21 protein-coding genes are annotated in these 24,968 nt (G+C 70.5%); 12 read left to right on the top strand and 9 right to left on the bottom strand.

The genetic code is table 11. The features are described 5' to 3' along the window. Positions 1–37: 37 nt before the first annotated feature. Both ABZ845_RS05875 and ABZ845_RS05870 read left to right on the top strand, forming a co-directional pair. Complete coding sequence (locus ABZ845_RS05875) at positions 38–667, top strand: Uma2 family endonuclease (protein WP_360973387.1); 630 nt, start codon at positions 38–40, stop codon at positions 665–667. A 41-nt stretch (positions 668–708) separates the two neighbouring features. After that, positions 709–1,620 carry an ADP-ribosylglycohydrolase family protein gene (locus ABZ845_RS05870; RefSeq protein ID WP_360973385.1) on the top strand — a complete coding sequence of 304 codons (912 nt, stop codon included), beginning with the start codon at positions 709–711 and terminating at the stop codon, positions 1,618–1,620. A gap of 66 nt (positions 1,621–1,686) precedes the next feature. On the opposite strand, the gene ABZ845_RS05865 is transcribed toward ABZ845_RS05870, so the two are convergent. The 5 genes from ABZ845_RS05865 to ABZ845_RS05845 form a co-directional block, all read right to left on the bottom strand. Then, entirely contained in the window at positions 1,687–3,210 is a 1,524-nt protein-coding gene (locus tag ABZ845_RS05865) for a penicillin-binding transpeptidase domain-containing protein (RefSeq protein ID WP_360973383.1), read from the bottom strand. Continuing rightward, the gene (locus ABZ845_RS05860) at positions 3,210–4,583 is read right to left on the bottom strand and encodes an FtsW/RodA/SpoVE family cell cycle protein (RefSeq protein ID WP_360973381.1); all 1,374 of its coding nucleotides are present in this window, start codon (positions 4,581–4,583) and stop codon (positions 3,210–3,212) included. The genes ABZ845_RS05865 and ABZ845_RS05860 overlap by 1 nt, the downstream gene beginning before the upstream one ends. 91 nt (positions 4,584–4,674) lie before the next feature. Further along, positions 4,675–5,976 carry an ATP-binding protein gene (locus ABZ845_RS05855; protein ID WP_360973379.1) on the bottom strand — a complete coding sequence of 434 codons (1,302 nt, stop codon included), beginning with the start codon at positions 5,974–5,976 and terminating at the stop codon, positions 4,675–4,677. Beyond that, a complete protein-coding gene (locus ABZ845_RS05850) occupies positions 5,973–6,755 on the bottom strand; it encodes a hypothetical protein (protein ID WP_360973377.1) in 783 nt (260 codons plus the stop codon). The genes ABZ845_RS05855 and ABZ845_RS05850 overlap by 4 nt, the downstream gene beginning before the upstream one ends. 88 nt (positions 6,756–6,843) lie before the next feature. Next, on the bottom strand, positions 6,844–7,350 hold the full coding sequence (locus ABZ845_RS05845; protein WP_360973375.1) for a dual specificity protein phosphatase family protein: 507 nt from the start codon (positions 7,348–7,350) through the stop codon (positions 6,844–6,846). A gap of 97 nt (positions 7,351–7,447) precedes the next feature. On the opposite strand from ABZ845_RS05845, the gene ABZ845_RS05840 reads away from it, so the two are divergent. Next, positions 7,448–8,251, top strand: coding sequence for a nuclease-related domain-containing protein (locus tag ABZ845_RS05840; protein ID WP_360973373.1), 804 nt, complete (start codon positions 7,448–7,450; stop codon positions 8,249–8,251). A gap of 35 nt (positions 8,252–8,286) precedes the next feature. On the opposite strand, the gene ligD is transcribed toward ABZ845_RS05840, so the two are convergent. Further along, the gene (gene ligD, locus ABZ845_RS05835; protein WP_360973371.1) at positions 8,287–9,174 is read right to left on the bottom strand and encodes a non-homologous end-joining DNA ligase; all 888 of its coding nucleotides are present in this window, start codon (positions 9,172–9,174) and stop codon (positions 8,287–8,289) included. A 42-nt stretch (positions 9,175–9,216) separates the two neighbouring features. Here ligD and ABZ845_RS05830 point away from each other — a divergent pair, with 42 nt between their 5' ends. Beyond that, positions 9,217–10,356 carry a Ku protein gene (locus ABZ845_RS05830; RefSeq protein WP_360973696.1) on the top strand — a complete coding sequence of 380 codons (1,140 nt, stop codon included), beginning with the start codon at positions 9,217–9,219 and terminating at the stop codon, positions 10,354–10,356. Between the two features lie 49 nt (positions 10,357–10,405). Here the strand turns inward: ABZ845_RS05830 and ABZ845_RS05825 are convergent, their stop codons facing one another. Continuing rightward, a complete protein-coding gene (locus ABZ845_RS05825; RefSeq protein WP_360973370.1) occupies positions 10,406–12,172 on the bottom strand; it encodes a beta-ketoacyl-[acyl-carrier-protein] synthase family protein in 1,767 nt (588 codons plus the stop codon). A 670-nt stretch (positions 12,173–12,842) separates the two neighbouring features. Between ABZ845_RS05825 and ABZ845_RS05820 the strand changes: the two genes are divergently transcribed. The 4 genes from ABZ845_RS05820 (at position 12,843) to ABZ845_RS05805 (ending at position 18,877) form a co-directional block, all read left to right on the top strand. Beyond that, complete coding sequence (locus ABZ845_RS05820) at positions 12,843–13,802, top strand: LysR family transcriptional regulator (protein WP_360973368.1); 960 nt, start codon at positions 12,843–12,845, stop codon at positions 13,800–13,802. Between the two features lie 151 nt (positions 13,803–13,953). Further along, positions 13,954–15,894, top strand: a complete 1,941-nt coding sequence (locus tag ABZ845_RS05815; protein ID WP_360973366.1) for a collagenase — start codon at positions 13,954–13,956, stop codon at positions 15,892–15,894. A gap of 676 nt (positions 15,895–16,570) precedes the next feature. After that, positions 16,571–18,232 carry a trypsin-like serine protease gene (locus ABZ845_RS05810; RefSeq protein ID WP_360973364.1) on the top strand — a complete coding sequence of 554 codons (1,662 nt, stop codon included), beginning with the start codon at positions 16,571–16,573 and terminating at the stop codon, positions 18,230–18,232. Positions 18,233–18,271: 39 nt separating this feature from the next. Continuing rightward, on the top strand, positions 18,272–18,877 hold the full coding sequence (locus tag ABZ845_RS05805) for a DUF4232 domain-containing protein (RefSeq protein WP_360973362.1): 606 nt from the start codon (positions 18,272–18,274) through the stop codon (positions 18,875–18,877). A gap of 203 nt (positions 18,878–19,080) precedes the next feature. On the opposite strand, the gene ABZ845_RS05800 is transcribed toward ABZ845_RS05805, so the two are convergent. Then, positions 19,081–20,583, bottom strand: a complete 1,503-nt coding sequence (locus ABZ845_RS05800; protein WP_360973360.1) for a hypothetical protein — start codon at positions 20,581–20,583, stop codon at positions 19,081–19,083. Between the two features lie 152 nt (positions 20,584–20,735). Between ABZ845_RS05800 and ABZ845_RS05795 the strand changes: the two genes are divergently transcribed. From ABZ845_RS05795 to ABZ845_RS05780, 4 genes are all read left to right on the top strand, one after another. Further along, positions 20,736–20,858: a hypothetical protein gene (locus ABZ845_RS05795; RefSeq protein WP_360973358.1), complete on the top strand. Its 123-nt coding sequence runs from the start codon at positions 20,736–20,738 to the stop codon at positions 20,856–20,858. 149 nt (positions 20,859–21,007) lie between these two features. Then, positions 21,008–21,454 carry a hypothetical protein gene (locus tag ABZ845_RS05790; RefSeq protein WP_360973356.1) on the top strand — a complete coding sequence of 149 codons (447 nt, stop codon included), beginning with the start codon at positions 21,008–21,010 and terminating at the stop codon, positions 21,452–21,454. Positions 21,455–21,466: 12 nt separating this feature from the next. Then, entirely contained in the window at positions 21,467–22,543 is a 1,077-nt protein-coding gene (locus ABZ845_RS05785; protein ID WP_360973354.1) for a zinc-dependent alcohol dehydrogenase family protein, read from the top strand. A gap of 284 nt (positions 22,544–22,827) precedes the next feature. Next, the gene (locus ABZ845_RS05780) at positions 22,828–23,991 is read left to right on the top strand and encodes a metallophosphoesterase (protein ID WP_360973352.1); all 1,164 of its coding nucleotides are present in this window, start codon (positions 22,828–22,830) and stop codon (positions 23,989–23,991) included. Positions 23,992–24,293: 302 nt separating this feature from the next. Here ABZ845_RS05780 and ABZ845_RS05775 read toward each other — a convergent pair whose 3' ends face one another. Then, entirely contained in the window at positions 24,294–24,953 is a 660-nt protein-coding gene (locus tag ABZ845_RS05775; protein WP_360973350.1) for a PadR family transcriptional regulator, read from the bottom strand. Between the last annotated feature and the right edge of the window lie 15 nt (positions 24,954–24,968).

The following is a 24,968-nucleotide window of genomic DNA, read 5'->3' as shown; positions in this document are numbered from 1 at the left end:
GACCGTGCCAGGCAGACTCCGGCACATGGGAGCGATCATGAGCGCCGCACGCGACTACGGGCTGGACGACGACTACGAGTGGGCTCGTCCGCCGGAGGGCGGCTGGACGGCGGACGACCTCGACGAGCTTCCCAACCTGCCTCCGCACACGGAGCTGATCGACGGGAGTCTTGTCTTCGTGAGTCCGCAGACCAGTTTCCACATGCGCGCGATTCGCCTGCTGGACGTCGCCCTCTGCTACCAGGCGCCGGATGAGTTCGATGTCTACCGCGAGTTCACTGTGACCCTCGACGTTCAGAACCGCCCTGAGCCGGATGTGCTGGTGGCCCGGGCCGGAGCCGACATCGGGCCCAAGAAGACCCGGCTCCTGAGCGGTGACGTCATTCTGGCCGTCGAGGTGGTCTCGGAGGACTCCCGCACCCGGGACCGCGAGGTCAAGCCCCGCAAGTACGCGGCTGTGGGCATCGCGCACTTCTGGCGCGTCGAGGAGAGCGACGGGCTCCCCGTGGTCTACGTCTACGAACTGGATCCGGCCACCAAGGCGTACGTGCCCACCGGCATCTTCCACAACAGGCTGAAGCTCAGCCAGCCGTTCCCCATCGACATCGACCTCACCGCGATCAACCGGCGCCCATCGGCCGCGCCCCCCTCGACGGGCACGGCGTAAATCCAGCGGCACGCCGCCGGTCAGGGCGACACCATGGCCGTATGACGACACCCGCCCGTGCCGACGAATCCCGCCGTACCGCCGCCCGGCGCTCCCTGGAAGGCCTGGCCCTCGGCGATGCCTTCGGCGAGCGCTGGTTCCCGCTCTTCCGCGACCCCCGGCAGGCGTACCGGGAGATTCGCGCCCGGCGCACGCCCGAGGAAGCGGAGTGGCACTGGACCGATGACACGGCGATGGCGCTCGGCATCCTCCGAGTGCTCGAGGAGCACGGAGAGATCCGCCAGGCGGAGCTGGCCCAGGCGTTCGCGCTCGGCTATGACGCCGACCCGGCGAGAGGGTACGGGTACGGCATGCACCAGCTCCTGCCCCTGCTGCTCGAAGAGCCGGAGCGCTGGCGGGAGTTGTCCCGGCAGCTCTTCGACGGCGAGGGAAGCCTGGGCAACGGCGCGGCGATGCGGGCCGCCCCGCTGGGGGCCTGGTTCCATGACGACCACCGGACCGTCGTGGCGCAGGCGACCCTGGCGGCCGAGGTGACCCACGCTCACCCGGAGGGCATCGCCGGAGCGGTCGCCGTGGCCGTGGCGGCGGCGCTGTCCGCCGTGTCGCGGGTGCGCGTCGATCAGGTGGCGGCCCTCACCCCGCCGAGTACGGTGCGCGAGGGCTTGGTGCGGGCCGCCGGGCTGCCCTTCACCACCGAGCCGTGGAAGGCCGCCGACATCCTGGGCAACGGGCAGCGGATCCGCGCCGACGACACCGTTCCGTTCGCCGTCTGGTGTGCGGCACGCCACCCGGACGACCTGGCCGCCGCGCTGTGGAGCACGGCCGAGGGCCTCGGGGACGTCGACACCACCTGCGCGATCACGGGCGGAATCGTGGGGGCCCGTACGGGAGTCGGCGGCGTGCCGCGGGAGTGGCTGAGCCGCCGGGAGGCGCCGTTCGGACCGGCGGCCTGAGCCCGAGGCCGCGCTCGCAGGCGCAGCAGGCTGGTGCCTCGGTCCCCGTCCCGTCGGCCGGGTCCTTCAGCGTCCTCGGCCCGGGCCCGGTTGCTCCGTGGCCAGGACCGCCTCCATCACCCCCCTCGCGATCGGCGCCGCGTCCCCGCCCCCGCTGATCTCCCCGCGCCGGCCCGCGGGGTCCTCCACCACGACGGCCACCGCGACCGCCGGCTCGATCGCGTAGTCCGCCTGTGCCCAGGAGATGAACCAGGCATAGGGCCGTGCGGAGTTGCCGACGCCGTGCTGGGCCGTGCCGGTCTTGCCGCCCACCCAGGCGCCGGGGATCGCCGCGTTGCGGCCCGTTCCCGCGCTCACGGTGTCCGCCATCATCTCCCGCAACTGGGCCGCGGTCGCGGGGCTCATCGCGCGGTGCAGCGTGCGCGGGGTGGTCGCCCGGACCGTCTGGCCCGAACGCGTCGTCGTCCGCTCCACCAGGTACGGCGCGCTCACCGTTCCCCCGGACGCCACCGCCGCCGCGACCATCGCCATCTCCAGCGGTGTCGCACGCGTGTCGAACTGGCCGATAGAGGACATCGCCAACTGCGGTTCGTCCAGCTTCCGGTCGAACGTGCTCGGTGCCACCGCGACCGGAATCCTCAGCTTTTCGTCGTTGAAGCCGAACCGCCCGGCCGCGTCCGCCATCCGCCGCAGCCCCGTCTGCACACCCAGCCGCGCGAACACCGTGTTGCACGACCACATGAACGCGTACCGCAGCGACGCGTTCGCGCACCCGTTCACCTCGTTCGTCAGCTGGGTCCTCGTGCCCGGCAGCCGGTAGGGGTCCGGGGAGTCCGTCGGCGCGTCGAGATGCGGCACCACCCCCGCGTCCAGCGCCGCCGCGGCCGTGACCACCTTGAACGTCGAACCGGGCGGATACGTCTGCCGGATCGCCCGGTTGAGCATCGGCTGGGCCGCGTCCGCGTTCAGCCGCTTCCAGGAGCCCGTGACGGAATCCGCCGATCCGGACAGCTGGCCGGGGTCGTAGGACGGCGTCGAGACCAGCGCCAGGATCCGCCCGGTCGACGGCTCGATCGCGGCCACCGCGCCCTTGCGCCCGGCCAGGCCCTGGAACGCCGCGCGCTGGGCGGCGTCGTTGAGGGTCGTGACGACATCGCCGCCGGGCAGGCGGGTGCGGGAGACGTCGTTCCACAAGGGAATCGCCGACAGCATCGGGTCGCTGCCCGCGAGCAGCGAGTCCTGGGTGTTCTCGAGCAGCGTCGTCCCGTACACCTGCGAGGCGAAGCCGGTGACCGGGGCGTACAGCGGGCCGTCCGTGTACGTGCGTTCGTAGCGGAACATCCCGCTCGTCCTGCGGGAGCCGGTCACCGCGCGCCCGCCGACCACGATGTCGCCGCGCGGACTGCCGTACCGGGCGATCGACCCGCGGCGGTTGGCCGGGTTGTCGTCGTAGCGGGCGGACTCGAAGATCTGCACCCGGGTGGCGTTCACCAGCAGGGCCACCAGGAGCAGCGCGCACAGGGCCGCCGCCCGGCGGATGGCGCGCGTTCCCCCTGTCCGGGCCGGGTCGAGACCGCCGGACAGGCTCATCAGGCAGCCGTCCCGTCGTACTGGCTGCGGGCCGAGTCGCTGATCCGGATCAGCAGGGCCACGATGATCCAGTTGGTGACCACCGACGAACCGCCCTGGGCGAGGAACGGCATCGCCATGCCGGTCAGGGGGATCAGGCCCGTCACCCCGCCCGCGATCACGAACACCTGGAGCGCGACGATCGACGCCAGACCGATGGCGAGCAGCCGCCCGAACGGGTCCCGCAGCGCCAGCCCGGCGCGGTAGCCGCGCTCGACGATGAGGGCGTAGACCAGGAACAGCGCGGACAGCCCCGCGAGACCCAGTTCCTCGCCCGCCGTCGCCAGGATGAAGTCCGACTTGGCGGCGAACCCGATGAGGATCGAATGGCCGCGGCCGAGACCGGTGCCGAGCGCGCCGCCCGCGGCGAACGCGAACAGGGACTGGGCGAGCTGGTTGGGGCCGAGGCCCGCCTCGATGGAGGCGAAGGGGTGCAGCCAGTCCGCGACCCGGGCGTGCACATGCGGTTCCAGCCGGCCCACGGCGAGCGAGCCGAGGACGGCGAGCAGCAGCCCCACGGCGATCCAGCCGGTGCGGCCCGTGGCGACGTAGAGCAGCACCACGAACAGCCCGAAGAACAGCAACGAGGTGCCGAGGTCGCGCTCCAGGACCAGCACGCCGACGCTCAGCAGCCAGATCGCCGCGATGGGGCCGAGCACCCGTCCGGTGGGGAGCTGCAACCGCCATACGCGGCGGCCGGTGAAGGCCAGTGCATGGCGGTTGGCGGCCAGGTATCCGGCGAAGAACACCGCAAGCAGCACCTTCGCGAACTCGCCCGGCTGAATGGAGAACCCGGCGATCCTCAGCCAGATCCGGGCGCCGTTGACCGCCGGGAAGAAGATCGGCAGCGTGAGCAGGACCAGGGCGGCGACCACGCAGAGGTAGCTGTAGCGCTGGAGTACCCGGTGGTGGCGCAGCAGCAGCACCACGGCGATGAACAGCCCGACGCCGACCGTCGACCAGTACAGCTGGGTGGGCGCGGCACTGTCACCCGGCGTCTCCAGGTCGAGACGGTAGATCAGCACCAGGCCCATTCCGTTGAGCAGGACGGCGATGGGCAGCAGCAGCGGATCGGCGTACGGGGCGCGCAGACGCACCGCGCAGTGCGCGAGCAGCGCGAGCAGCGCGAGCCCGGCGCCGTAGCGGACGGCGCCGGGCGGGAGAGTGCCGGATTTCGCGAGCCCGACGGCGCAGTAGCCGTACACGGAGAGGAGGACGGCCAGGGCGATGAGGCCGAACTCGATGCCACGGCGCCGCGGCAGGTGCGGGGCGGGAGCGGAGGCCAACGCCACTGTCCCTGTCCCCGCCGGTCCTGGCGTTCCGGGCTGAGCCATGAGCGGAACGTAGCAAGCGAGGGCCGGGATGTCCCGTTTTGTACGTGCAATCAGCACGTCGAGGTACCGGCCGGGGTGGAGTGCCGGCGCGCTACTCCCCGGCACTCCCCGGCGTTCCTGGCTGAGGCAGCGTCAAGGTGGCGACCGCGCCGCCGTCCGGGGCGTTGGCGAACTCCAGCCGGGCCCCCAGCACCTCCGCCTGCCCGAGTGCGATCGTCAGCCCGAGTCCGTGCCCCTTCCCGCCGCTCTCGGTACGGAAGCGCTGGGGCCCGTGCGCCAGCAGGTACTCCGGGTAGCCGTCCCCGTGGTCCCGTACCGTGACCCGGGGGCCGTCGACCGTCAGTTCCACCGGCTCCCGCCCGTGCCGGTGAGCGTTCGCCACCAGATTGCCGAGCACACGTTCGAGTCGCCGCCGGTCCGTCTCCACCTGGGCGTCGCGCTCCACCCGTACCCGGGTCGCGGTGCCGGACGCCCGCACCACCCGTTGCGCCAGCGGCGCGAGCCGCTCGGTTTCCGGTTCGAGCCGCTCGCTCTTGGTGTCCAGACGGGAGATCTCCAGCAGATCCTCGGTGAGCGTGCGCAGCGCGGCCACCCGGTCGCGTACCAGTTCGGTCGGCCGTCCGGGCGGCAGCAGTTCCGCCGCGGCGTGCAGACCGGTCAGCGGGGTGCGCAGTTCGTGCGCCACGTCCGCGGTGAACCGCTGCTCGCTCAGCAGCTTGCCCTGCAGCGTGGCCGCCATCGTGTCGAGAGCCCCGGCTACCGCGGCCACCTCGTCCTGCGGGCGCCTCGCGTTCGCCGTACGGGGGTCGTCCACGCGGGCGTCCAGGTCGCCCGCGCTGATCCGCCGGGCCACCTGCGCGGTGGTCTGCAGCCGCCGGGTCACCCGGGTCACCGCGAACGCCCCGATGACCAGCGTCACCCCGATCGCCAGGGCCGAGGACCACAGGATCGCGCGGTCGAGGGCGGCGATGATGCGGGTGCCCGACGCGTAGTCGACCTGGACGGCGATGGCCCGTCCGCCGTCGGCGGGACCCGCCGCCCACATCGTGGGCCGAGGGTCGTCGGTGCCGACCATCGTGCCGCGGTGCCCGTGCGTCGCGAGGGCTCGCAGCCTGTGCGGCAGCCCCGGCAGATCGATGCCCGAGTCGACCGGAAGGCGGTCGCCCGCCTCGTACGCCTGTGTCGCCCGAGCGAGCCGGCTGAGGGCCCGGTTCCGGGCCTCACCCACGGTCCGGTTGGTGACCTGGACATGGACGAGCACCCCGAGCAGCGCGGCGAGGCCGCAGCACATCACGGCGATGAAGGCGGCGGCCTTCCAGGTGAGGGCCGCGGTCCAGCGGGGCAGCCGCACCTGCCGTACCAGGGTGCGGCTCGCCGGGGTCGTCGCGTTCATCGGGGACTCCTGGAAGGGAGAGCCGGAGGGCTCCCGGCGGGGACGTCCGGGGCCGGGAGCCGCCCCGGCCCCGCGGCCGAGACGGGCCGCCGGCTCGGGAGAGCGGTGCCCACGCGCAGGATCTCGTCCCGGGTCGCCAGCATCGCGTGCTGGTGCGGGTCCCAGGACCACACCGTGCGGAACTCGTACCCGGGCAGCGTCGACGGCGAGCGGATGATCACATCACGGTCGGCGAGCTCCACCCTGATCACGCTGTCCGAGGTGCCCATGACCTGCACGATCCGGTGGTGTTCCACGGTGTAGACGCGCACCGCCAGCTGATTGCTCGGGAAACGGATGCCGAGCACCATGTCGTCCTTGCCGTCCCCGGTGAGATCCCCGTAGTACGCCTTGAGCAGCGGGCACTGCCGTCCCGGCGCGCCCTTCTTGCCGCAGTCCTTCAGCTGCCGCCCGGTCCGCGCGTAGGTCGCGTGCGAGCCCGAGTACGCGTCCGGGTGCGCGGCGACCTCGGCGAGGACGACCTCCAGCGGGTCGACACGGTGGAGGTCATCGCCCGGAGGGGTGAGGCCCCTGACGGTCGCGGTGTCCGCCTCCCCGTAGTCGACGGCGGGCGTGGAGGCGGGAGCCAGCTGGGGCCACAGGCGCACCGGCCCGACCGCGGTGGGGGTGGGGCCGGCCCCGCGCAGGGAGCCGCAGTCGCCGCACCCGGTCAGCAGCACGGCGGTGACGGCGAGACCGAGGGCTGCGCACGCACGACGGACACGGCTGCTGGAGAACACGGGGTACGTCCTTTTGGTCACCTGTTGGCCGGTTGCTCACTCTATGGCGTAGGTCGCCGGAGCGGCCGAGGATGGCCCCGGTGCGACGTCACTCCGCGAGTTCCTCCAGGAGCCGGGCCGTGTCCAGGCCCGTGCGCAGGTACTCCACGAACAGGTCGTTGTGCAGCGCCCAGGGCCCGCGCCGGGCGCGGATCATACGGATCGCCTCGTCGGCCGTGTGACCGGCCCGGATCAGGGCCTGGCCGACCACCAGACCGGAGCGGTTGTACCCGTGGTAGCAGCGCACGAGGACCCGGCGGCCGTCCTCCAGGGCGTCGTCGGCGGCCTGAGCGAGCCGCATCACGCCCGCGATCTGCGTCCCGTCGAGCGGGCCGTCCGGAATCGGCCACACATGGTGCTCGACCCCTTGGTCCGGCCCGTGCCCGGGCAGTCGCAGCAGCGTGAGCACCAGATCGAACTCGTCGCGCACGACGGCGAGTTCGAGCGCGCCGGTACGACCCGTGAATTCATGTCCGCCCATCCACAGGCCGGGCACGATCTCGCTCCACGGGCTGCCCGGAGCGGGAACATCGGGCTGCTTTCTGCGGGTCCGCAACGGCGCCTCCGACCGAATCCCCAACTGCTCCCAAAGGTAACCGGGTTCTTGCCCCTGGAGCACCCCGCCTGGTCCCATGGTCGGGAGGTGATGGTGTATGAGCGGACTGCGCGTCATACCGTCCTGGCGGAGCGGGCGGGAACGCCTGTACGTATGCGGCACCGACGGCAGGAACGTCGCCTGGTACGACCGTGAGGCGGGCCGGGTCCACCTGTTCAGCGAGGATCTGCGCCAGGACGTGCTCGAGGCGCTCGGCCCCTTCCTGACCGGCCCCGTGACCGTGGGTCCGCCACCCGTGCCCACCGCGGCGGAACTCGCCCGGCTGGCCCTCCACCCGGACGACGACCTGGCCCCCAACCGTCCCGGCGAGGCCCTGCTCATCGCCCTCGACCGCGACCCGGGACCCGCCCACCGCCTGCGCACCGACCCGCGGCGCCGGGATCTCACCGCCGAGCAGACGGCCGGGGAGGCCCTGGACGGTCTGGAGGGGGGAGGCTGGCGCACCCTGCACTCGGTGCCGCTGCCCGGCGGTGACCGCATCCACCATCTGGTGATCGGCCCCGGCGGCCTGTTCGCGGTGTGCGCGCTGGCCGCCCGCAGACAGCGGATCCTCGTCACCGACCCCATGGTCACGCTGGGCCGCCGTGCGCCGCGGCCGCTGCTGCGCCGGGTGCGCGCCGACGCGGCCCGGGCATCGTACGCGCTGACCGCCGAGGTCCGCCCGGTCCTGCTCCTGGTGGAACCCGGCCGCCTGGAGGTCACCGCCCCGCTGCGGGAGGTCCGCGTCCTGACGGAGACGGATGTTCCTGGATTCGCCCGCCTGGGCGGTGTGCTGAAGCCGGCCGACGTGGAGGCGCTGTACGCGATGGCTCGGGATCGGAGGACGTGGGGGAGGGTGTGACGGAGGCGGTGGGGTCACCCCGGAGCTCGACGGGTTCATGGCAGGGGCAGCGGTGCCGTGCGGGCCGGGTCGAGGAGCGGGGCCAGCAGGTCGCCGTACGCCTGGAGGCGGGGCGCGATGTCCGGTGCGCGGAAGACGAGGGCGTCGGGTGATGTGCAGTCCGCCACCTCCTCCCATGTCACGGGCGCCGAAACGGTGGGTTCGGCGCGGGCGCGGAGGGTGTAGGGCGCGGCGGTCGTCTTGCGGGCCGCGTTCTGGCTCCAGTCGACGAAGACCTTCCCCGGCCGCAGGCTGCGGGTCATTCGGTGGACGACCAGACGGGGCATGGTCCGCTCGGCCGCCACGGCGAGCTGTTTGGCGTACTCCGTCGTCCGCTGCGACGGGGTCGGGTCGACGGACGCCAGCAGGTGCAGTCCCTTCGAGCCGGACGTCTTGGCGTACGCCTCGATGCCCTCCGCCGCGAGCCGCTCCCGCAGCCACAGGGCGACCTCGCAGCACTCCACGACGGTGGCGGGCACGCCGGGGTCGAGGTCGAAGACCAGCCGGTCCGCCTCGTCGGGGGTTTCGACGCGCCACTGGGGGGTGTGGAACTCGGTGACGAGGTTGGCCGCCCACATCAGCCCGGCCAGGCTCTCGATCACCACCATGCGGGCCGGCCCCTCCGAGTGCGGCACCTCGGCCGTGGTGACCCAGTCGGGCGTACCCGGCGGCACGTTCTTGGCGAAGAACACCTGGCCGTCCGGCCCGTCCGGGTAGCGCAAGAAGGACAGCGGCCGGTCGCGGAGGTGGGGCAGCAGCGCGTCCGCGGTGGTCGCGTAGTAGTGCAGCAGCTCGCCCTTGGTGAAGCCGGAAGCCGGATACAGGACCTTCTCCAGGTTGCTGAGCGCGAGCCGCCGTCCCTCCACCTCCGTGATCGGCGTCATACCATGAGAGTCCCATGAAATCGCCTGATATCCATGGATAAGGTGCGGCACGTGCGATCCATCTGGAACGGCGCCATCTCGTTCGGTCTGGTCAGCATCCCGGTCAAGCTGATGAACGCCACCGAGAGCCACTCGATCTCGTTCCGCCAGATCCATCTGGAGGACTCCGGCCGCATCCGCTACCGCAAGTTCTGCGAGCTGGAGGACCGCGAGGTCACGCAGTCCGAGATCGGCAAGGGGTACGAGGACGCGGACGGCACCATCATCCCGGTCACCGACGAGGACCTGGCGAAGCTCCCTCTCCCGACGGCCAGGACCATCGAGATCCTGGCCTTCCTGCCGGGAGAGCGGATCGATCCGCTGCAACTGGACACGGCGTACTACCTGTCCGCGAACGGCGCCCCGGCCGCCAAGCCGTACGCGCTGCTGCGGGAGGCCCTCAGGCACAGCGGAAAGGTGGCCGTCGCGAAGTACGCGCTGCGGGGGCGGGAGCGGCTCGGGATGCTGCGAGCGGTCGGCGACGTGATCGGGATGCACGGACTGCTGTGGCCGGACGAGATCCTCGCACCGGAAGGAGTGGTTCCTGACACCGGCGTCACCGTCCGTGACAAGGAGCTGGATCTGGCGGACGCGTTGATGGACACCCTGGGGGAGGTGGACGTCGATGACCTGCACGACGAGTACCGGCACGCGCTGGAGGAGCTGATCGCCGCGAAGACGGAGGGCAAGGAGCTCCCCTCGGTTCCCGAGCCCGAGGGCGGCAAGGTCCTGGACCTGATGGCGGCCCTGGAGAAGAGCGTGAGTGCGGCGAAGGCGTCGCGGGGCGGGGATGGCGGCAAGGCCGAGGGGGAGGGCGGGACGGCCGAGGTCAGGCATCTTCCGGCCCGCAAGACGGGGCAGCGGTCGCCGAAGGAGGTCGGCGGCAAGAAGTCGACGTCGGCGACGGCGAAGAAGTCGGCGGCGAAGAAGTCGGCGGCGAAGAAGGCTCCGGCGCAGAAGGCTACGGCGCAGAAGACGGTAGCCAAGGCGAAGAAGGCGACCGCGAAGAAGACGACCGCGGAGAACTCAGGGGCGAAGAAGACGACGGCCAAGCAGACGACGGCCAAGAAGACCGCAGCCGGCAAGACCGCAGCCAAGAAGACCGCAGCCAAGAAGACGGCGGCGCGCAGGCATACGGCGTGACGTTCCCGCACGCTCTCCACACCGACAGGTGCCGTACGGCCGCCCGCCGTCAGGCTCTGCGGCGAAGTGCCAGTACGGCGTTGTGGCCGCCGAAGCCGAAGGAGTTGCTCAGGGCCAGATCGCCCCGGTCGGGGAGGGGGCGGGGGGCGCCCCGGACCACGTCGAGGCCGATCTCCTCGTCCTGATCGCCCTCCCCGCCGCCGATCGTCGGCGGGACGACCCCGTGGAACAAGGTCAGGACCGTGACGACCGCCTCCACCCCGCCCGCCGCGCCCTGGAGATGGCCGAGGTTCCCCTTCACGGCCGTCACGGGCACCCCGCCGCCCAGGACCGCCCGCAGCGCGGTCGCCTCCGCGAGGTCACCCTCGGGCGTGGCGGTGGCGTGCGCGTTGACGTGGAGGACGTCCACGGCATGGGCCTCCGCGTCCCGCAGCGCGCGGCGCAGTGCGAGTGCCACCCCCCTGCCGGACGGGTCCGGCGCCGCCATGTGGTGGGCATCGGCCGACAGTCCCCAGCCGGCGGCCTCGCAGTAGACGCGGGACCTCCGCGCCAGCGCGTGCTCCTCCGCCTCCAGCAGCAGGAACCCGGCGCCTTCGCCGTTCACGAAGCCGTCGCGGTCCCTGGCGAACGGGCGGGAGGGGGAGACGTCACCGACGCCGTGGTGCGACAGGGCGCGCATCGCTGCGAACGACGCCATGATCGCGGGGGTGACCACGGCTTCGGCGCCGCCCGCGAGGGCCACGTCAACATGCCCGTACCGGATCCGGTCGATGGCCTGGCCGATCGCCTCGGTCCCCGACGCGCAGGCGCTCGTGAGCGTTCGTGCCTCACCCCTGATCCGCAGGTCGAGCGAAATCTGGGAGGCCGCCTGGGACGGCACCGTCATCGGAGTCGTCAGCGGGGAGACGGCGCGGGGCCCCCGGTCGCGCAGGGCGCGGTCACCACCGACCAGGACCGAGGCGTCACCGAGGATCGCGCCCACCGAGACGCCGACGCGCTCGGGGTCGAGGCCGCCGGCCGCCGTGCCCGCCGTGTCGAAGCCCGCGTCGCGCCAGGCCTCCCGCGCCGCGAGGACCCCGAACAGGGCGGCCCGGTTCATCCGGCGTGCCTGCGGCCTGGGCAACAGCGGGACGGGGTCCACGGGCACCGTCCCGGCCACCCGGACGGGCAGCCCGGAGAACTCCTCGCCCGCCAATTCCCGTATTCCGCAACGGCCTCCGAGGAGCCCTTGCCACAGCTCGTTCACGCCGACGCCCAGCGGTGTGACGGCTCCGAGCCCGCTGACCACCACCCTCCTCGGGCGCGCGCCATGAGCGGTGCGGCGCGGACGCGCGTGATGCCGTACGAGATGGCCCCGGTCCCGGTCCCGCTCCGCCAGCTCCCGCAACTCCCCGTCGGTCAGGAGCGGGCCGGCCGGGTCCTCCAGGTCGCGGTACCAGACGCCCCAGCGGCGTACGTAGGTCTGCTCCACCGCCCGGGGGTCCACGGCGCGCAGGGACGTGACCCGGTCCCCGTCGCGGAAGGCGGCTTCGTCGAGGTCGCTCGAGGTGACCAAGGGGACGGCGGCGACGTCCACCCGGGGTCCGGAGACCGTCACCGGCAGCGTGCGGTCCACGACCTCCTCGTGATCGGTGCCGCCCAGCGGCGGTCGCAGGGTCAGCCGTATGGCCCCCGGCCCCTCCGGCACGGTGTGCATCACGGCGTACCAGGTGTGCTCGGCCGCATCCCGCTCCGACAGGGCGAGCAGATCTCCGGGGAGGACTTCGGCGGCGGTGACGGTGTGGGGCCCCGGGGGGCTGCCGGAGGAGTGGCGCATCGTACGTCTGTGCTTTCTGTGGCTGGTCGAGCCCGTGGCGCAGGCGCGCAGGCGCGCAGGCGCGCAGGCGGTCTGGCGTCGCGCGCGTGCCACCGTGCCGCGATTCTTCGCGGCCGGGATCGGCCAGGTCTTCAACGCTCCTCACATAATGGCTGGTTATGCCGTGAATGAGTCCACGCTTGCGCGATACGTTTGCGAACGATCACGGGTCTGCCGGTCGCGTCCCGAGCGGGCTCCGGCCGGAGCGTCCCCGGCCGGGCAAGTCAATACCGGGAGGGGCTTCCCTTCCAGCTGGTGGAGGCGTAGGTTCCGGTTACCCCGCGACGGTGCTTTGGGGCACCGGCCCGCCGGTTCCGGGACGGCGGGCGCGTGGGGGCCAACCTCCGGGACGGCTGTCCGTCCCGCTGTCTCGCCGTGTCCGCGATCGGGGAGCGGACGTCACGACGGCGTCCACGCGCCCGCCCTGCCCCAGCAGTGCGTTCCCGCAGGGTCCCCCGCGGGAACGCAGCCGCGCGTCCGCCCGTCGCGACGCCCTGCGCGGCACAGCGCCGCTCGCACGGGGACCCCCGGCCGACCACCCTGGCCGGACGCGCGTCTTGTGCGGGCGCCGGTGCGGTGGAACGCTTCCCTTCCGTCGCGGGCCTGGTGCGGGATGGGTCGGGGAGGGCGGATGGATCTGGAGCTTCGCCATCTGCGCGTGCTGTGCGCGCTCGCCGACGCGGGGAGCGTAGGCCGGGCCGCCTCGGACCTGGGGTACTCGCAGCCCGCGGTGAGCGCCCAGCTCCAGCGCATCGAACGCCACTTCGGGCAGGCGCTCTTCGAGCGCGGAACCATGGGCGTGCGGCCCACGAGTTACGGGGCCGAGGTCGTCGTACGCGCCCGAGACATCCTGGCCCGTGCGGAAGCGCTCGCCCACGGTCCGGCCACCGGGCCCCCGGGGACACGCCGGGCGCTGCGGGTCGCGGCGACCAACTCCCCGATGCTCTCGGGCATGGTGTCCCGGCTGCGCACCGTACTGCCGGACCGCGCGCTCGTGGTGAGCAGCGTGTACTCCTCCTCCCGGATCGTCGAACTCCTCGAGGACGGCAGGGTGGACGCGGCCATCGCCGCGGACTACCCGGGCATGGAGCTGCGGCATTCGGCGGCCGTGACGCACCGCGGCATCGTCACCGAGCCGACGTTCGTAGCCCTGCCCTCCCGCCACCGGCTCGGCCGCTGCGCCCAGGTCTCGCTCGCCGATCTCGCCGAGGACGCCTGGTTCCTGACGCCGGACGACGGTGCCGGCTGGCCGGGGGTCTTCTACGCGGCCTGCGCGGCGGCCGGCTTCACGCCGGTGGCCGTCCACGAATTCCTCGGTGACCAGCTGCAGTTGCAGAGCATGATCGCCGACGGCCTCGGCGTGTCCGTCGTCCAGCCGACCCTGCGCCCGACCCGGGACGTGGTGATCCGCCCCCTGGCCGGAACTCCTCTGTGGTGCCGCTACGTCCTTGCCTGGCGGCGTGACGCGGTGGGCGAGGAGGAGACGGAGGCGCTGTTCCACTCCGCCACCGCCGCCTACCGCGAACTCGTCGGCAGATCACCGCATTTGAAGACGTGGGCTTCGCGTGCGTGGAGCGTGACCGAAACCTAGCAGTCGAACACCGGGTGTGATGACGGATGTTATGGCCGCCCGGCGCCATGTGCTATGCCACATCCCATTGTTGGGGCAAGTCGGCGTTGAGACAGTGCCGCACACGCCTCAACTCCCCTATCGAGGCGCATCCGTCCGTGAAGGAGCTTTGATGCGCTATCGCTCGACGCTGCCCAGACGCATGGCAGGTGTCCTCACCGCCTGCCTCACCCTCTCCGCTCTGCTCGCGGCACCGGCGCTGGCAGCACCCCGCACAGGGACCGGCACCCCAGTGGTGAACACGTCCCGGAAGGCGCCGCCCCCGACCGGCGTCACCGCCGTCGGCACCGAACGTTCCGCCCTCCAGGCACGGCCCATGACTCCGGCCCAACTGCCTCCTCTGGCCCCGGCGTCCGACCGGGACCGCGCCGGCAGCGACCCCATGGCCACGGCATCGAAGCAGGGCTCATGCGACCCCGCCGACTTCGGCAGCCGGACCGGGAACGCCCTCGTCACCCTCGTCGAGAACTCGACGACGGACTGCGTGAACACCCTGTTCGCGGTCACCGGCAACAACGCGCACAACATCTTCCGCCAGTCCCAGATGGTCTCCGTCGCACAGGCCTTCACGAACGAGGCGCGTCACTACCGCGGTGACAACTCCTCCCACATCTGGCAGCTCGTCCTGTTCCTGCGCGCCGGCTACTACGTGCAGTTCAACAACCCGGCCGACGTCGGCCCCTACGGAGCCACGCTCGCCCGCGCCACCGTACGCGGCCTGGACGCCTTCTTCGCCCGCCCGCACTCCGAGGACGTCACCGAGGCCAACGGCGATGTGCTCGGCGACGTCGTCATCCTCACCGACAGCGCCGATCAGCAGGCCCGCTACCTGGACGTGTACCAACGGACGCTCGACAGCTACGACAGCTCCTACGACGCGTTCTACAGCATGGTCGCGGCCGTCAACGACGTCTACACGCCCCTGTGGCGCGGCAACTGGAACCCGGACTACGTCGACGCGGTATCCGCCGACCCGGACATGGCCGCCACCCTCGACGACTTCGCGCTCGACCACATGGACCTGCTCGGCACCGACCGCGCCTACCTGGACTCCAACGCCGGGATGAACCTGGCCCGCTACGTCGAACACCCGTCTCTGCAGGCCACGGTCCGGCCCCTGACCAGGCAGCTGCTGGACGCCTCCCACATCACCGGCCCGACCGCCGCGCTGTGGGTCACGGTGGCGACGCAGGCCTCCGCCTACGACGGCTCCAACTGCGCGTACTACGACGTCTGCGACCTGTCGGCCCGGCTGACGGCCGCGGCTCTGCCCGTCACTCACCCCTGCGACGCGGACCACACCATCCGCGCCCAGTCCCTGACCCCCGCCGACCTCGACGCCGCCTGCGCGAGCGTGCTGGCTCAGGACGCGTACTTCCATGGCGTGGTCAAGGACGACGGCCCCATACCCGGCCAGCACGTCTCGACCATCCAGCTCGTCGTCTTCGCGAGCCGCGCCGACTACCAGGTCTACGGCGGGGCGATCTACGGCGTCGACACGGACAACGGCGGCATCACCCTGACGGGAGACCCCACCGACCCCGCCAACCAGCCGATGTCGATCATGTACCAGAAGCCCTACGACGACGGGTTCGTGGCGCGGATCTGGAACCTCAACCACGAGTACACGCACTTCCTCGACGCCCGCGACGACATGAAGGGCGACTTCGGCCGCCAGACGAGCGTTCCCGACGTCTGGTGGATCGAGGGCCTGGCCGAGTACGTCTCCTACAGCTACCGCGGCACCCCCGACACCGAGGCGGTGACGGAGGCGGGCAAGCACGGCTACCGGCTGAGCACGCTGTTCCAGAACACCTACGCCAACAGCGACGTGACCCGCACCTACCCGTGGGGCTATCTGGCGGTCCGCTACATGTTCGAGAACCACCCGGATGACGTCCAGCGCATGCTGGCCCGCTTCCGCGTCGGCGACTACCCGGGCGGGTACGCCGTCTACAACGACGGCATCGGCACCCGCTACGACGCCGACTTCGACCACTGGCTCACGCTCTGCGCCTCGGGCGCCTGCGCCGCGCAAGGCCGAGGGGTTTAGCCGCAGCAGGGTCCCTGAGACCGGAAGCCCCGACGAACAAGGAGATGTCGGCTCCGCCGCGCGGGCGAGCGGCGGAGCCGACAGGGGTGCTCGTCGCTCTGCCGGGCGTCTGCCGGCTCAGGCCGTAGCGGAGCTTGACGCGCCGACGTAAACGATCTCATAGATCAGAACATGCTGATCATATAAGTTGACCTTTAATCGGCGGAACGTCGACGCCCGACCAGCGTCGGATGACGGACGGCCAGATTGCACGGAGGGTCAACAACTTGAAGAGAAATACCGCCCCTCACCAGACCGCAGTCCTTCTGTCCAGCAGCCAGACCAAGCAAGCAGATCGGCCCGGCCTTCGGGAAGGGAAATGTTCTCGTATCGACGACACCTGCCCGTCGTAGCCGTCCTGTGCGCGGCCGTACTCTGCGCCGCGGGGCCGACCGCCCGGGGGGCGTCACCGTCACCCTCCCGCCATCCGTCCTCCGCCACGCATCGTGCCGCGCCCGCCGTCCCGGCATCGAGGGCGCTGCCCGCCACACCGGCACCCGCTGCGGCCCGAGGAGGCCCCTCCGCGCCCGCTTCTCCCCCCGCGTCCTCGTCCGCGCCGGCGCCCTCATCGCCGTCCACGAGGCCGGCCGCAGGTCAGGAGGCCCGAGAGGCCGCCAAGTACTGGACCGCTCAGCGTATGGCGAGCGCCCGGCCGCTGGATGCCCTCCGGTCGACGCCCGCCGCCCGCAAACAGAGGGTGATCGCGGCGGCTGTTCCCCAGGGCACCATGTTCGCCGGGACCCGCCTCGTAGGAACGTTCTTCGGCTCCAGCAGTACGACGGGCACCGACTGGTCGTGCACCGGCAGCGTGATCGACACCCTGGCCAGGAATGTGATCCTCACCGCGGCGCACTGCGGACTGGGCTACAGCAACAACTATGTATTCGTACCGAAATTCAAAAGGGGAGCCGGCTCCGATCAGCAGCCCTACGGAATCTTCCCCATCCAGCACATCTTCATCGACCCCCGCTACAAACCCGACAAGCCCCGCAGCACGACCAGGAAAGCCGTGTCGGACCTGGACACCGCCTTCGCCCGCGTGTCGGCGAATCAGCGCGGCCAGAAACTCCAGGACGCCGTGGGCGGTGGACTGACCTTCACCCAGCCGTCCGGCTACGACAACAAGAACATCACCGTCGTGGGCTACCCGGGCAACGACCACAATGGCGCGGGCCGGTCCGTCAAGTGCACCGTGCCGACAAGACAACTCCCCGGGTTCCGCCAGATGTCGATGACCTGCGGCGGCTACTACGGCGGCGTGTCCGGCAGCCCGTGGATCACCGACTACAAGGACGACGCGCGCACCGGCCATGTCATCGGCAACCTCGGCGGCTACAACGGCGGCGGCAATGACGCGGAGGTCGACTACATCAGCTACGCCCCGGCGTTCGGATCCGACGCCGCCGGACTCCTCGCCCACGCCGTCGCCAACCAGGACCCTCCGGCCGACCTCCCTCCGTACCAGGGATTGCAGGCAAGGCTTCCTGGAGGGCTTCCTGGAGGGGCGGCGCTGTGGCAGCACGCGAAGCTGATGGCCTCGGGCGACTGCACGGGCAGCCACCGCGGTGACCTGATCGTGGTCTGGTCCGACGGCGAGGTCACCTTGTACCCCGGTGACGGCAAGGGCGGGTTCCTGCCCGGGACACGGCTCCAGAAGCCCAACTCCACCTGGACCCATGCGGAAACCATCACGAGCGGAGACTTCACCGGCAGTGATCTGTCCGACCTCCTCGTGCGCTGGTCGGACGGAGAGGTCACCCTCTACCCGGACGTCAGCAGGTCCGGCATGAGCAGAGAGATCCGGATGGCGCCTCCCGGTTCCATCTGGAAGAACGCCGTCCAGATCTCGGCCGGACGGTACCACATCGGGAAGTACGCGACCGACCTGATGGTCCGCTGGGCCGACGGCGAACTGACCCTCTACACCTACGTCGGCGCCGGAACCTTCGGAACCGAGAACAGGCTGCTGGCACCGAACGGGACCTGGAAGAAAGCCACTTTGCTGACCAGTGGGAACTTCAGCGGCAAAGGCGACTGGGACCTGCTCGTCCGCTGGGCGGACGGCGAACTCGACACGTACGTGGCCACCTCGGCCGCAGGACTGGGCAGGGAGGCCAGGGTGCGCGACCCCAACGGCTTGTGGAAGCACGAGCTGGTCATGACGGCGGGCAACCACACATCCGACAACCGCAGCGATGACGTGATCGTCCGGTGGTCGGACGGCGAGACCACCCTGTACGCGGACACCGCACCGCGGAATCTGGGTACTGAGAACACGCTGGTCCACCCCGGCACCTGACACTCTTAAGGTTCACACGCACTTCCCAGCGGGAGAATCATGCGAGCGACGACCCGTCTCACCGGTGGCATCTCCGTACTCGCGCTCGGCCTGGCCGCCGCGGCCTGTGGGCACTCGACCGCGGACGGGTCCACGACTCCGGCGGACCGCGCGACGCATGCATCCGCCACCCCGCCCGCTTCCCCGGCCGCCTCTCCGCCCCTGTCGCCGAAGCCCGCCGAGTGCCGAACCCGCTCCCTGAGGTGGACCCTGGTCCTGCTTCCCGCGAAGAGCAGCGGTCCCCGCGACGCGCGACTGACCGCTGCCAACAATGGACCCGAAGCGTGTGTTTTCTCCGGCTACCCGGCTGTCCTCGTCCACAACGGCAAGGCGAACAGCCTCCAAGGCGTCGGCCACGGACACCCCAAGGCCGTCACCCTGCGCAAGGGAGCAAAGGTGACGGTCGACCTTCGATACACCCCGAGCGATGAGAAGGGCGCCGGCGGCTATTGCGTGCGGGACAGCGAGGCACTGGTCTCGGCCCCGCACAACCCCGACAGCGACCGCACGGACGTCCCGGTCATGGACGCACACCATCACGCCGCACAGATCGACGCCTGCGGCGGCTCCATCTCCATGTCACCTCCGCGCTACACCCCACCGTGAGCAACGACCGTGAGGTAATCCCGAGAGTGAACAGCCAGCGTGATGACGTCTCGGCTGATTGTGGTCATCGGGGCCCTTTCCTACTTCGGGGCACCTTTTCAGGCCAGAGCTCTCCTTCTTATGGAGAGCTCTGGCTCATGGAGAGCTCTGGCCGCCATGCGCTGATGCCGTGGTGTCGGACGAGACGTGGCCGGCGCGGCGGTTCACCTTGCGGTGGTGCGGGGCAGATCGGCCCGGTCGAGCAGTTCGTGGAGGCGTTCGGCGGACAGGCTCGGGTTGGCCGCCGCTCCCTCCGCGGTCTCAGGGCTGTCCAGAAGTGTCGCGATCAGATCAAGAGACAGGAGCGGGCTGGCGGCGGCGGCCCGACGTACGTCGGCGTCGGTGTCGGTGAGCAGATGGATGGGCGGCCGGTCCAGTGTGGGGTCGGCGGCGGCCAGCCCCCGGACGTCCGGATCCTCATGGTCGAGGAGATGCCGCAGGCCGGTGCGTGGCAGATGGGGCAGCGTGAGGAGATACGGGCGCTGCCGTGGAGTGGCGATGAAGGCGTCGAGCACCGTTACGGGCGGGGCGAGCGGGTGGTTGTGGGCGAGGAGATACCGCACCTGTGGGTCGGGGTCGTCGGCCAGACGATGTACCAGTACCCGGGGAAGTCCGGGGCAGGTCGCGGCGACTCGGCGGAGCAGAGGATGCGGGGATACGGCGCATGCGCCGTACCAGTCGGTCTCCGGCTCCACGGGCATCTCACCGACCGGGCCGATGGCCTCGGCGGTGCGGCCGTCGACCCGGTCGATGGCGTCGCGCTGGGCCCAGGTGCGCGGCAGAGGGTGCACCACCGCTCGCGTCCGCACCGTGTGGTCCGGATCCTCGGCGAGCTCCTTCAGCAGTAGGGGATCGAGGTCGGCCCGGCCGGCCACACGCTGCCGTACATGGGGATCGGGATGGCGCGCGAGGCGCGCGACGGCGTCGGCGGGCGTGTAGCGGTTGCCGGCCAGCGACCGCAGGTCCCGTCCCTCGGCGAGGCATGTTTCGGCCACGCCGCGAGAGACGGCGTAGTTGAAGAGCAGGAGCCCCCGGTGGTGGCAGTCGGCCTCCGGCAAGTCGGCCTCCATGGCCTCGGGATCCAGGATCCGGCTGTTCCTGCGCGCGGCGTCGCGTACGGCAGGATCCGGGTCGGCCAGCAGGGCATCGCGTTGCCCGGGGGTGAGCCAGAGCCACCAGCCGGCTCCCTGCACCCGTAGTTCGGGGTTCTTGTGAGCCCACATCCCACGGTGGAAGGACATGGGTATCTGTCCGGAGAACGCCAGCTCCTGGCGGATCTCGTCAGCCGTGACCGGCTGGTCGTGATCGGCGTTGTCCTGCCTTGTCAGCAGGATTTCGATGATGTCGTCGGGGAGCGCTTCGACCCGCCCCAGCCGCGGGCGGGGGCCGCCGGCGAGGTCGGCGCGGACGAAAGCATCGGGGTCGTCGACCAGCCGGCTCCGCTGTGCTGGGGTGGCGTAGCGATTGCGGGCGAAGGCCCGGCGGACCGACCGTTCCGGATGCGCGATCACCGCGTCGACCACGTCTGCGGGAAGCGCGCGTTCCTGGCACAGGATCTCCCAGGCTGCGCGTGCATCCGGGTGCAGCAGGCGCAGCAGGACGTCGGACGGCGCGGCCGTGTTGGCGGCGACGCCGCGGAGCCACGGTTCGGCGAGGGAGGAGGGCATCGAAGCATCGTGGCAGTGATCAACCGATCCTGTCGACGCAATCCGCCCGGCTCGGGTGGAGTGCGCTCGCGCGCCGATCTCCACCCCTGGCTCCACCCGCGGGTCCAGGCGCTTCCCGCCTGGTCAGAGCAGGCTTGAGGGCATGACAACCGATGGCACTGACCGAGGTGGTCACGCGGCTGGCCACGATCTTCGTCCGCAGTCGGATGCTGACCTCCCTCCGGCCGCTCGGGGCGGCTGCGCGGCCCGTACCCGTCGCGGAGCGTGTGGGCTGACCGGACAGGGGAACAGTGACGATATGTGCCGTATCACATAAATGTGCGGCTTCATTGCGGAACCGGGGGAAATAGGTAAAGGTGTAACGGTTGTTTCGTATCCGTCAGGGCTGCTCACCACAGCCGGTTCCTACCAGAACGGATGAAAGATGACCGACAAGACGACGCCGACGTATCTGGGCAGCGGCGACCCGGCGCGGCAGCGCACGGACTACTACCCCCTTTGGCTGGACAACCTTGCCGACGATGTGACGATGGAGGGCTCGGTTCTGAACGGGATCGTGCGCGGGGCCGAGGACGTTCGCAGGCTGCTGGCCTATGCGCGCACTCTGTACGAGCACCAGGACTTCGTCTACATCGGCGAATACGGGGAGAATGGCTTCGTCGAAGACTACGCATCGAAGGTGCGCGGTGAGCCGATCGCAAACATCGCCGTCGTCTACAGGAACCCAGAGGGGCAGACGCAACATCTGGTGGTGAACCACCGCCCGCTGTCGTCGGTCCTGCTCTTCTCCCGGCTGATGGGTGAGCACTTCGCCGGGACACGGTACGCCCAGTACTTCGCCACCCCGTCGGCCGATGCCGAGCGCGGCTGAAGGAGAGATCTCATGACCGTGCCACAATCCATGCGCGCGCTCGTAGCCGGAAAGGTCGGCGAGCCGGCCGATGTCCTGCGGCTGGAATCCCGGCCTGTTCCCACGCCAGAAGCCGGTCAGGCATTGATCCGTGTGAAGGCGACCCCGGTTCACGCCAGCGATCTGCACGTGCTGCGCGGCCGCTACGGCTTCTCCCCCGAATTTCCCACTGTTGGGGGGCACATGGAATGCGTGGGCCGTATCGAGGCCCTGGGCCCGGACGCGGAGGGGCTGAAGACCGGTGAGCGCGTGGTGGCCGTCGCAGTCCCGGCGGTACCCGGGCCCCCTACGACCGGCACTTGGCAGGAATACCTTGTCGCCGATACACGACGGCTCCTGCCGGTCCCCGATCAACTGAGCGACTCCGACGCCTGCCAACTCGCCGTGAACCCGTTGACCGCGCTGCTCCTGGTGACACGCGAACTCGACGTGCAGCCGGGTGAATGGTTGTTGCAGACGGCCGCGGGCTCCACCGTCGGCCGGCTCGTCATTCAGCTTGCCAGGCACCTGGGTATTCGCACGATCAATGTCGTGCGGCGGCGCGATGCCGTTGAGGAGATCAAGGCGCTTGGCGGTGACGAGGTCATCTGCACCGAGAACGAGGACCTGTTGGGGCGTGTGGCCGAGATCGCGGGACCGGCCGGCGTGCACAAGGCCATCGACTGTGTCGCGGGCCATGTGGGTGCCCAGGTATCCCAGGCACTCGCTCCGGGAGGAGAGGTCGTGGTCTACGGAGCGCTCTCCACCCATCGGGAGACCGACCCCGCCGCGCTGGCGATCCCGCTGCAGGCACGCTCGGTCATCTACGAGACCAAAGCGGTCCGCGGCTTTTGGCTGAACCGATGGTTCGGCACCGCCTCACCGGCGGATGCCTTGCGCGCGCTGTCCGAGGTTCGCACTCTCGTCACTGATGGAGCGCTGAGTATCCCCCAGGGCCGGCCATTCCCGCTCGAACGCTTCACCGAAGCGATCGCGCTCGCCGAAACGCCCGCACGTGGCGCCAAGCCACTCTTCGTCTTCGAAGACAGCCGGGACGGCGACGACAGGTAGTACGCGGTGTGGCGCGAACGCTGAGTGACAACGAAAGAGGGCGGGAGCCGGTGAGACGGACTCCGCCCTACGGCGGTGTTGAGCATGGTCCAGCCGACAGGAAGGCCGGCAACTCCGTTGGCTGACAGACTCCACCGGATCGCCGGGGCGACTTGACGCTCCCGCTCGGCCGACCGGGGAGGGGGGAAGAGCAATTCACCGAGCCGTCAGAACGCGTTTGTAGCAACTGCTGGACGGACTGCTTAACGTGCGTTGATCACTTCTGTAGTTGGAAGGACACGCACATGAGACGCGCCACCAAGGTCTCCGCCGCAGCTGTCGGCCTGGCCGTCCTCGCGGTCACCGGAACCGCCATTGCCGCCGCCAACCAGAGCGACAACGACTGGCCCTACGCCCACCACAGCGCGGCGTCGTACACCCTGGCGGCTGTCGGCGACATCGCCTGCGAGCCCGACGACACCGAGAACGCCGTCACCCCGACGTCGCTCAAGTGCGGCAGCCCGACTCTGGGCGGCATGAGCGCCGAGTTCGCCACCGCGAAGCAGGCCACGGACATGCACCCCGATGCCGTCGCACTGCTGGGCGACGAGCAGTACCAGGTCGGCAAGCTGACCGACTTCGAGCAGTCCTTCGAGCAGGCATGGGGCGGCCTGAAGATGCTCGAGCGTCCGGCGCCGGGCAACCACGAGTACTACTCGTACACCAAGAAGGGCGACAACGAGGCCGGGCAGAACGGACTCGGCTACTTCGGCTACTTCAACGGCCACGATCAGGCCGGCACGCCGAACACCCAGGGCCAGGCCGGCGACGACACCGCCGGCAAACAGGGGTGGTACTCCTACAACCTCGGCAACTGGCACATCATCTCGCTCAATGCCGAGTGCGGCTCCGACGCGTTCAACCACGACTGCTCCACGACGGACAACGGCCTCCTCGGCCAGGAGACCCAGTGGCTCTCGCATGACCTGGCCGCCAACACGCGTCAGTGCACGATCGCGTACTGGCACCAGCCGACCTTCAGCGCCACGACGGCCTCGACCGCCACGGTGCCGGCGTCCGCACCGGGCGCCGGCGGCACCGAGGGTGCAGCGGCCGACGCGTGGTGGAAGCTCCTCTACCAGCACCACGCCACGCTCATCCTCAACGGTCACGAGCACGCGTACGCCCGGCTGCGCCCGATGAACCCGGCCGGCCAGTACGACCCGACCCACGGCATCCCGGAGTTCATCGTCGGCTCTGGCGGCGAGGCCATCGACACCCTCGCCGGCACGCCGGGCAACTACGACAACCCCAACGTGGTCACCGCCCAGGCCAGCGCCTTCGGCGGCATGAAGCTCACCCTCAAGTCCAACAGCTACAGCTGGGACTACAAGCCCGTCCTGCCGGGCCCCGGCTTCGACTCCACGGCGCTGCGGTACAACGACTCCGGCAGCGGCACCTGCAAGTGAGGCCCCACCCTTCCCTCACACCGATCCCCGACGTTCCCACCTGGACGGAACGGGCGTTGGCGGCACCCGCCGAGTAGAGACGGACAGCCCCGGTCGATCAGTAGCCGGTCTACTGATCGACGATCTCGCTCACCGGCGGGACTGAAGAAGTCCACGGCTCTGAACAGCTCAGATGCCGTGGGCTTCTGTCGTTGTCGGCGGGCGTCGACCGACCTCGTACGGTCCATCTGGCGCACGTCCGGAGGCCCGGCGTGCCGAGGGCATCCCACCTGTGAGGCGTGTTCGAGCCGCACGGCTTGTGGTCACCGCAGGTCGTGGTCCGGCTTTGAGGGCGTCTGAGCGGCCAGGGCCTGCTGCCCGGTGCTCTGGGCGAAGCCGATCAGCTCCTCACGGTTCCAGCTGAGCCGGCCGCTGCGCAGATCGTCCGTGACGGCGCGGATCCAGTCCAGTTCTGCGGCGGTCATTGCGCGCAGATACTCCCCTTCGAGCATGGTCACCCGCGGCAGACCGTGGACCTCCGACTCCTCCGTCAGGGACTTGTCGTGCGCGTCAAGGGTCTGCGCGAGGGCCGCGGCGCGCTGTTCCAGCACGTCCAGGGCCTCCTCCGGGGCGAGCATGAGGACGAAGGACAGCGCGGCGGGGAACTGCGGGAACTCCTGCTTCGGCGCGGCCAGCATCTCGTCCAGCCAGACGCGCATGGTCGAGCGCCCCGCGTCGGTCAGCTCGTACACCGTCCGCTCGGGGTACTGCTGGTCGCGGCCGGTCTCCCGGACCGCGACCAGGCCCGTTGCGAGCAGCCGGTCGATCGTCCGGTAGAGACTCGCGCGCTGGCCGACGTTGACGACCTGGTCCTTCCCCCACTGCTTGATCAATCTCTGGATTCCGTACGGGTGCAGCGGCTGGAAATGCAGCAGGGCCAGCACGGTCAGAGCCAGCGGGGAGTTGCGGGACGAGGTGCTCATGTTCACATGCTACCC

The organism is Streptomyces sp. NPDC047022, from assembly GCF_040644155.1.
Taxonomy (GTDB): domain Bacteria; phylum Actinomycetota; class Actinomycetes; order Streptomycetales; family Streptomycetaceae; genus Streptomyces.
Note: the sequence above shows the minus strand (reverse complement) of the source record. Positions and strands in the feature narration are given on the sequence as shown.

Coding starts and splice junctions, on each gene's coding strand:
- ABZ845_RS05775 (WP_360973350.1), bottom strand. CDS start 24,953: ATGAGCACCTCGTCCCGCAACTCCCCGCTGGCTCTGACCGTGCTGGCC.
- ABZ845_RS05875 (WP_360973387.1), top strand. CDS start 38: ATGAGCGCCGCACGCGACTACGGGCTGGACGACGACTACGAGTGGGCT.
- ABZ845_RS05795 (WP_360973358.1), top strand. CDS start 20,736: ATGGCACTGACCGAGGTGGTCACGCGGCTGGCCACGATCTTCGTCCGC.
- ligD (WP_360973371.1), bottom strand. CDS start 9,174: ATGACGCCGATCACGGAGGTGGAGGGACGGCGGCTCGCGCTCAGCAAC.
- ABZ845_RS05780 (WP_360973352.1), top strand. CDS start 22,828: ATGAGACGCGCCACCAAGGTCTCCGCCGCAGCTGTCGGCCTGGCCGTC.
- ABZ845_RS05865 (WP_360973383.1), bottom strand. CDS start 3,210: ATGAGCCTGTCCGGCGGTCTCGACCCGGCCCGGACAGGGGGAACGCGC.
- ABZ845_RS05870 (WP_360973385.1), top strand. CDS start 709: ATGACGACACCCGCCCGTGCCGACGAATCCCGCCGTACCGCCGCCCGG.
- ABZ845_RS05855 (WP_360973379.1), bottom strand. CDS start 5,976: ATGAACGCGACGACCCCGGCGAGCCGCACCCTGGTACGGCAGGTGCGG.
- ABZ845_RS05860 (WP_360973381.1), bottom strand. CDS start 4,583: ATGGCTCAGCCCGGAACGCCAGGACCGGCGGGGACAGGGACAGTGGCG.
- ABZ845_RS05825 (WP_360973370.1), bottom strand. CDS start 12,172: ATGCGCCACTCCTCCGGCAGCCCCCCGGGGCCCCACACCGTCACCGCC.
- ABZ845_RS05800 (WP_360973360.1), bottom strand. CDS start 20,583: ATGCCCTCCTCCCTCGCCGAACCGTGGCTCCGCGGCGTCGCCGCCAAC.
- ABZ845_RS05790 (WP_360973356.1), top strand. CDS start 21,008: ATGACCGACAAGACGACGCCGACGTATCTGGGCAGCGGCGACCCGGCG.
- ABZ845_RS05840 (WP_360973373.1), top strand. CDS start 7,448: ATGAGCGGACTGCGCGTCATACCGTCCTGGCGGAGCGGGCGGGAACGC.
- ABZ845_RS05785 (WP_360973354.1), top strand. CDS start 21,467: ATGACCGTGCCACAATCCATGCGCGCGCTCGTAGCCGGAAAGGTCGGC.
- ABZ845_RS05805 (WP_360973362.1), top strand. CDS start 18,272: ATGCGAGCGACGACCCGTCTCACCGGTGGCATCTCCGTACTCGCGCTC.
- ABZ845_RS05815 (WP_360973366.1), top strand. CDS start 13,954: ATGCGCTATCGCTCGACGCTGCCCAGACGCATGGCAGGTGTCCTCACC.
- ABZ845_RS05810 (WP_360973364.1), top strand. CDS start 16,571: ATGGCGAGCGCCCGGCCGCTGGATGCCCTCCGGTCGACGCCCGCCGCC.
- ABZ845_RS05820 (WP_360973368.1), top strand. CDS start 12,843: ATGGATCTGGAGCTTCGCCATCTGCGCGTGCTGTGCGCGCTCGCCGAC.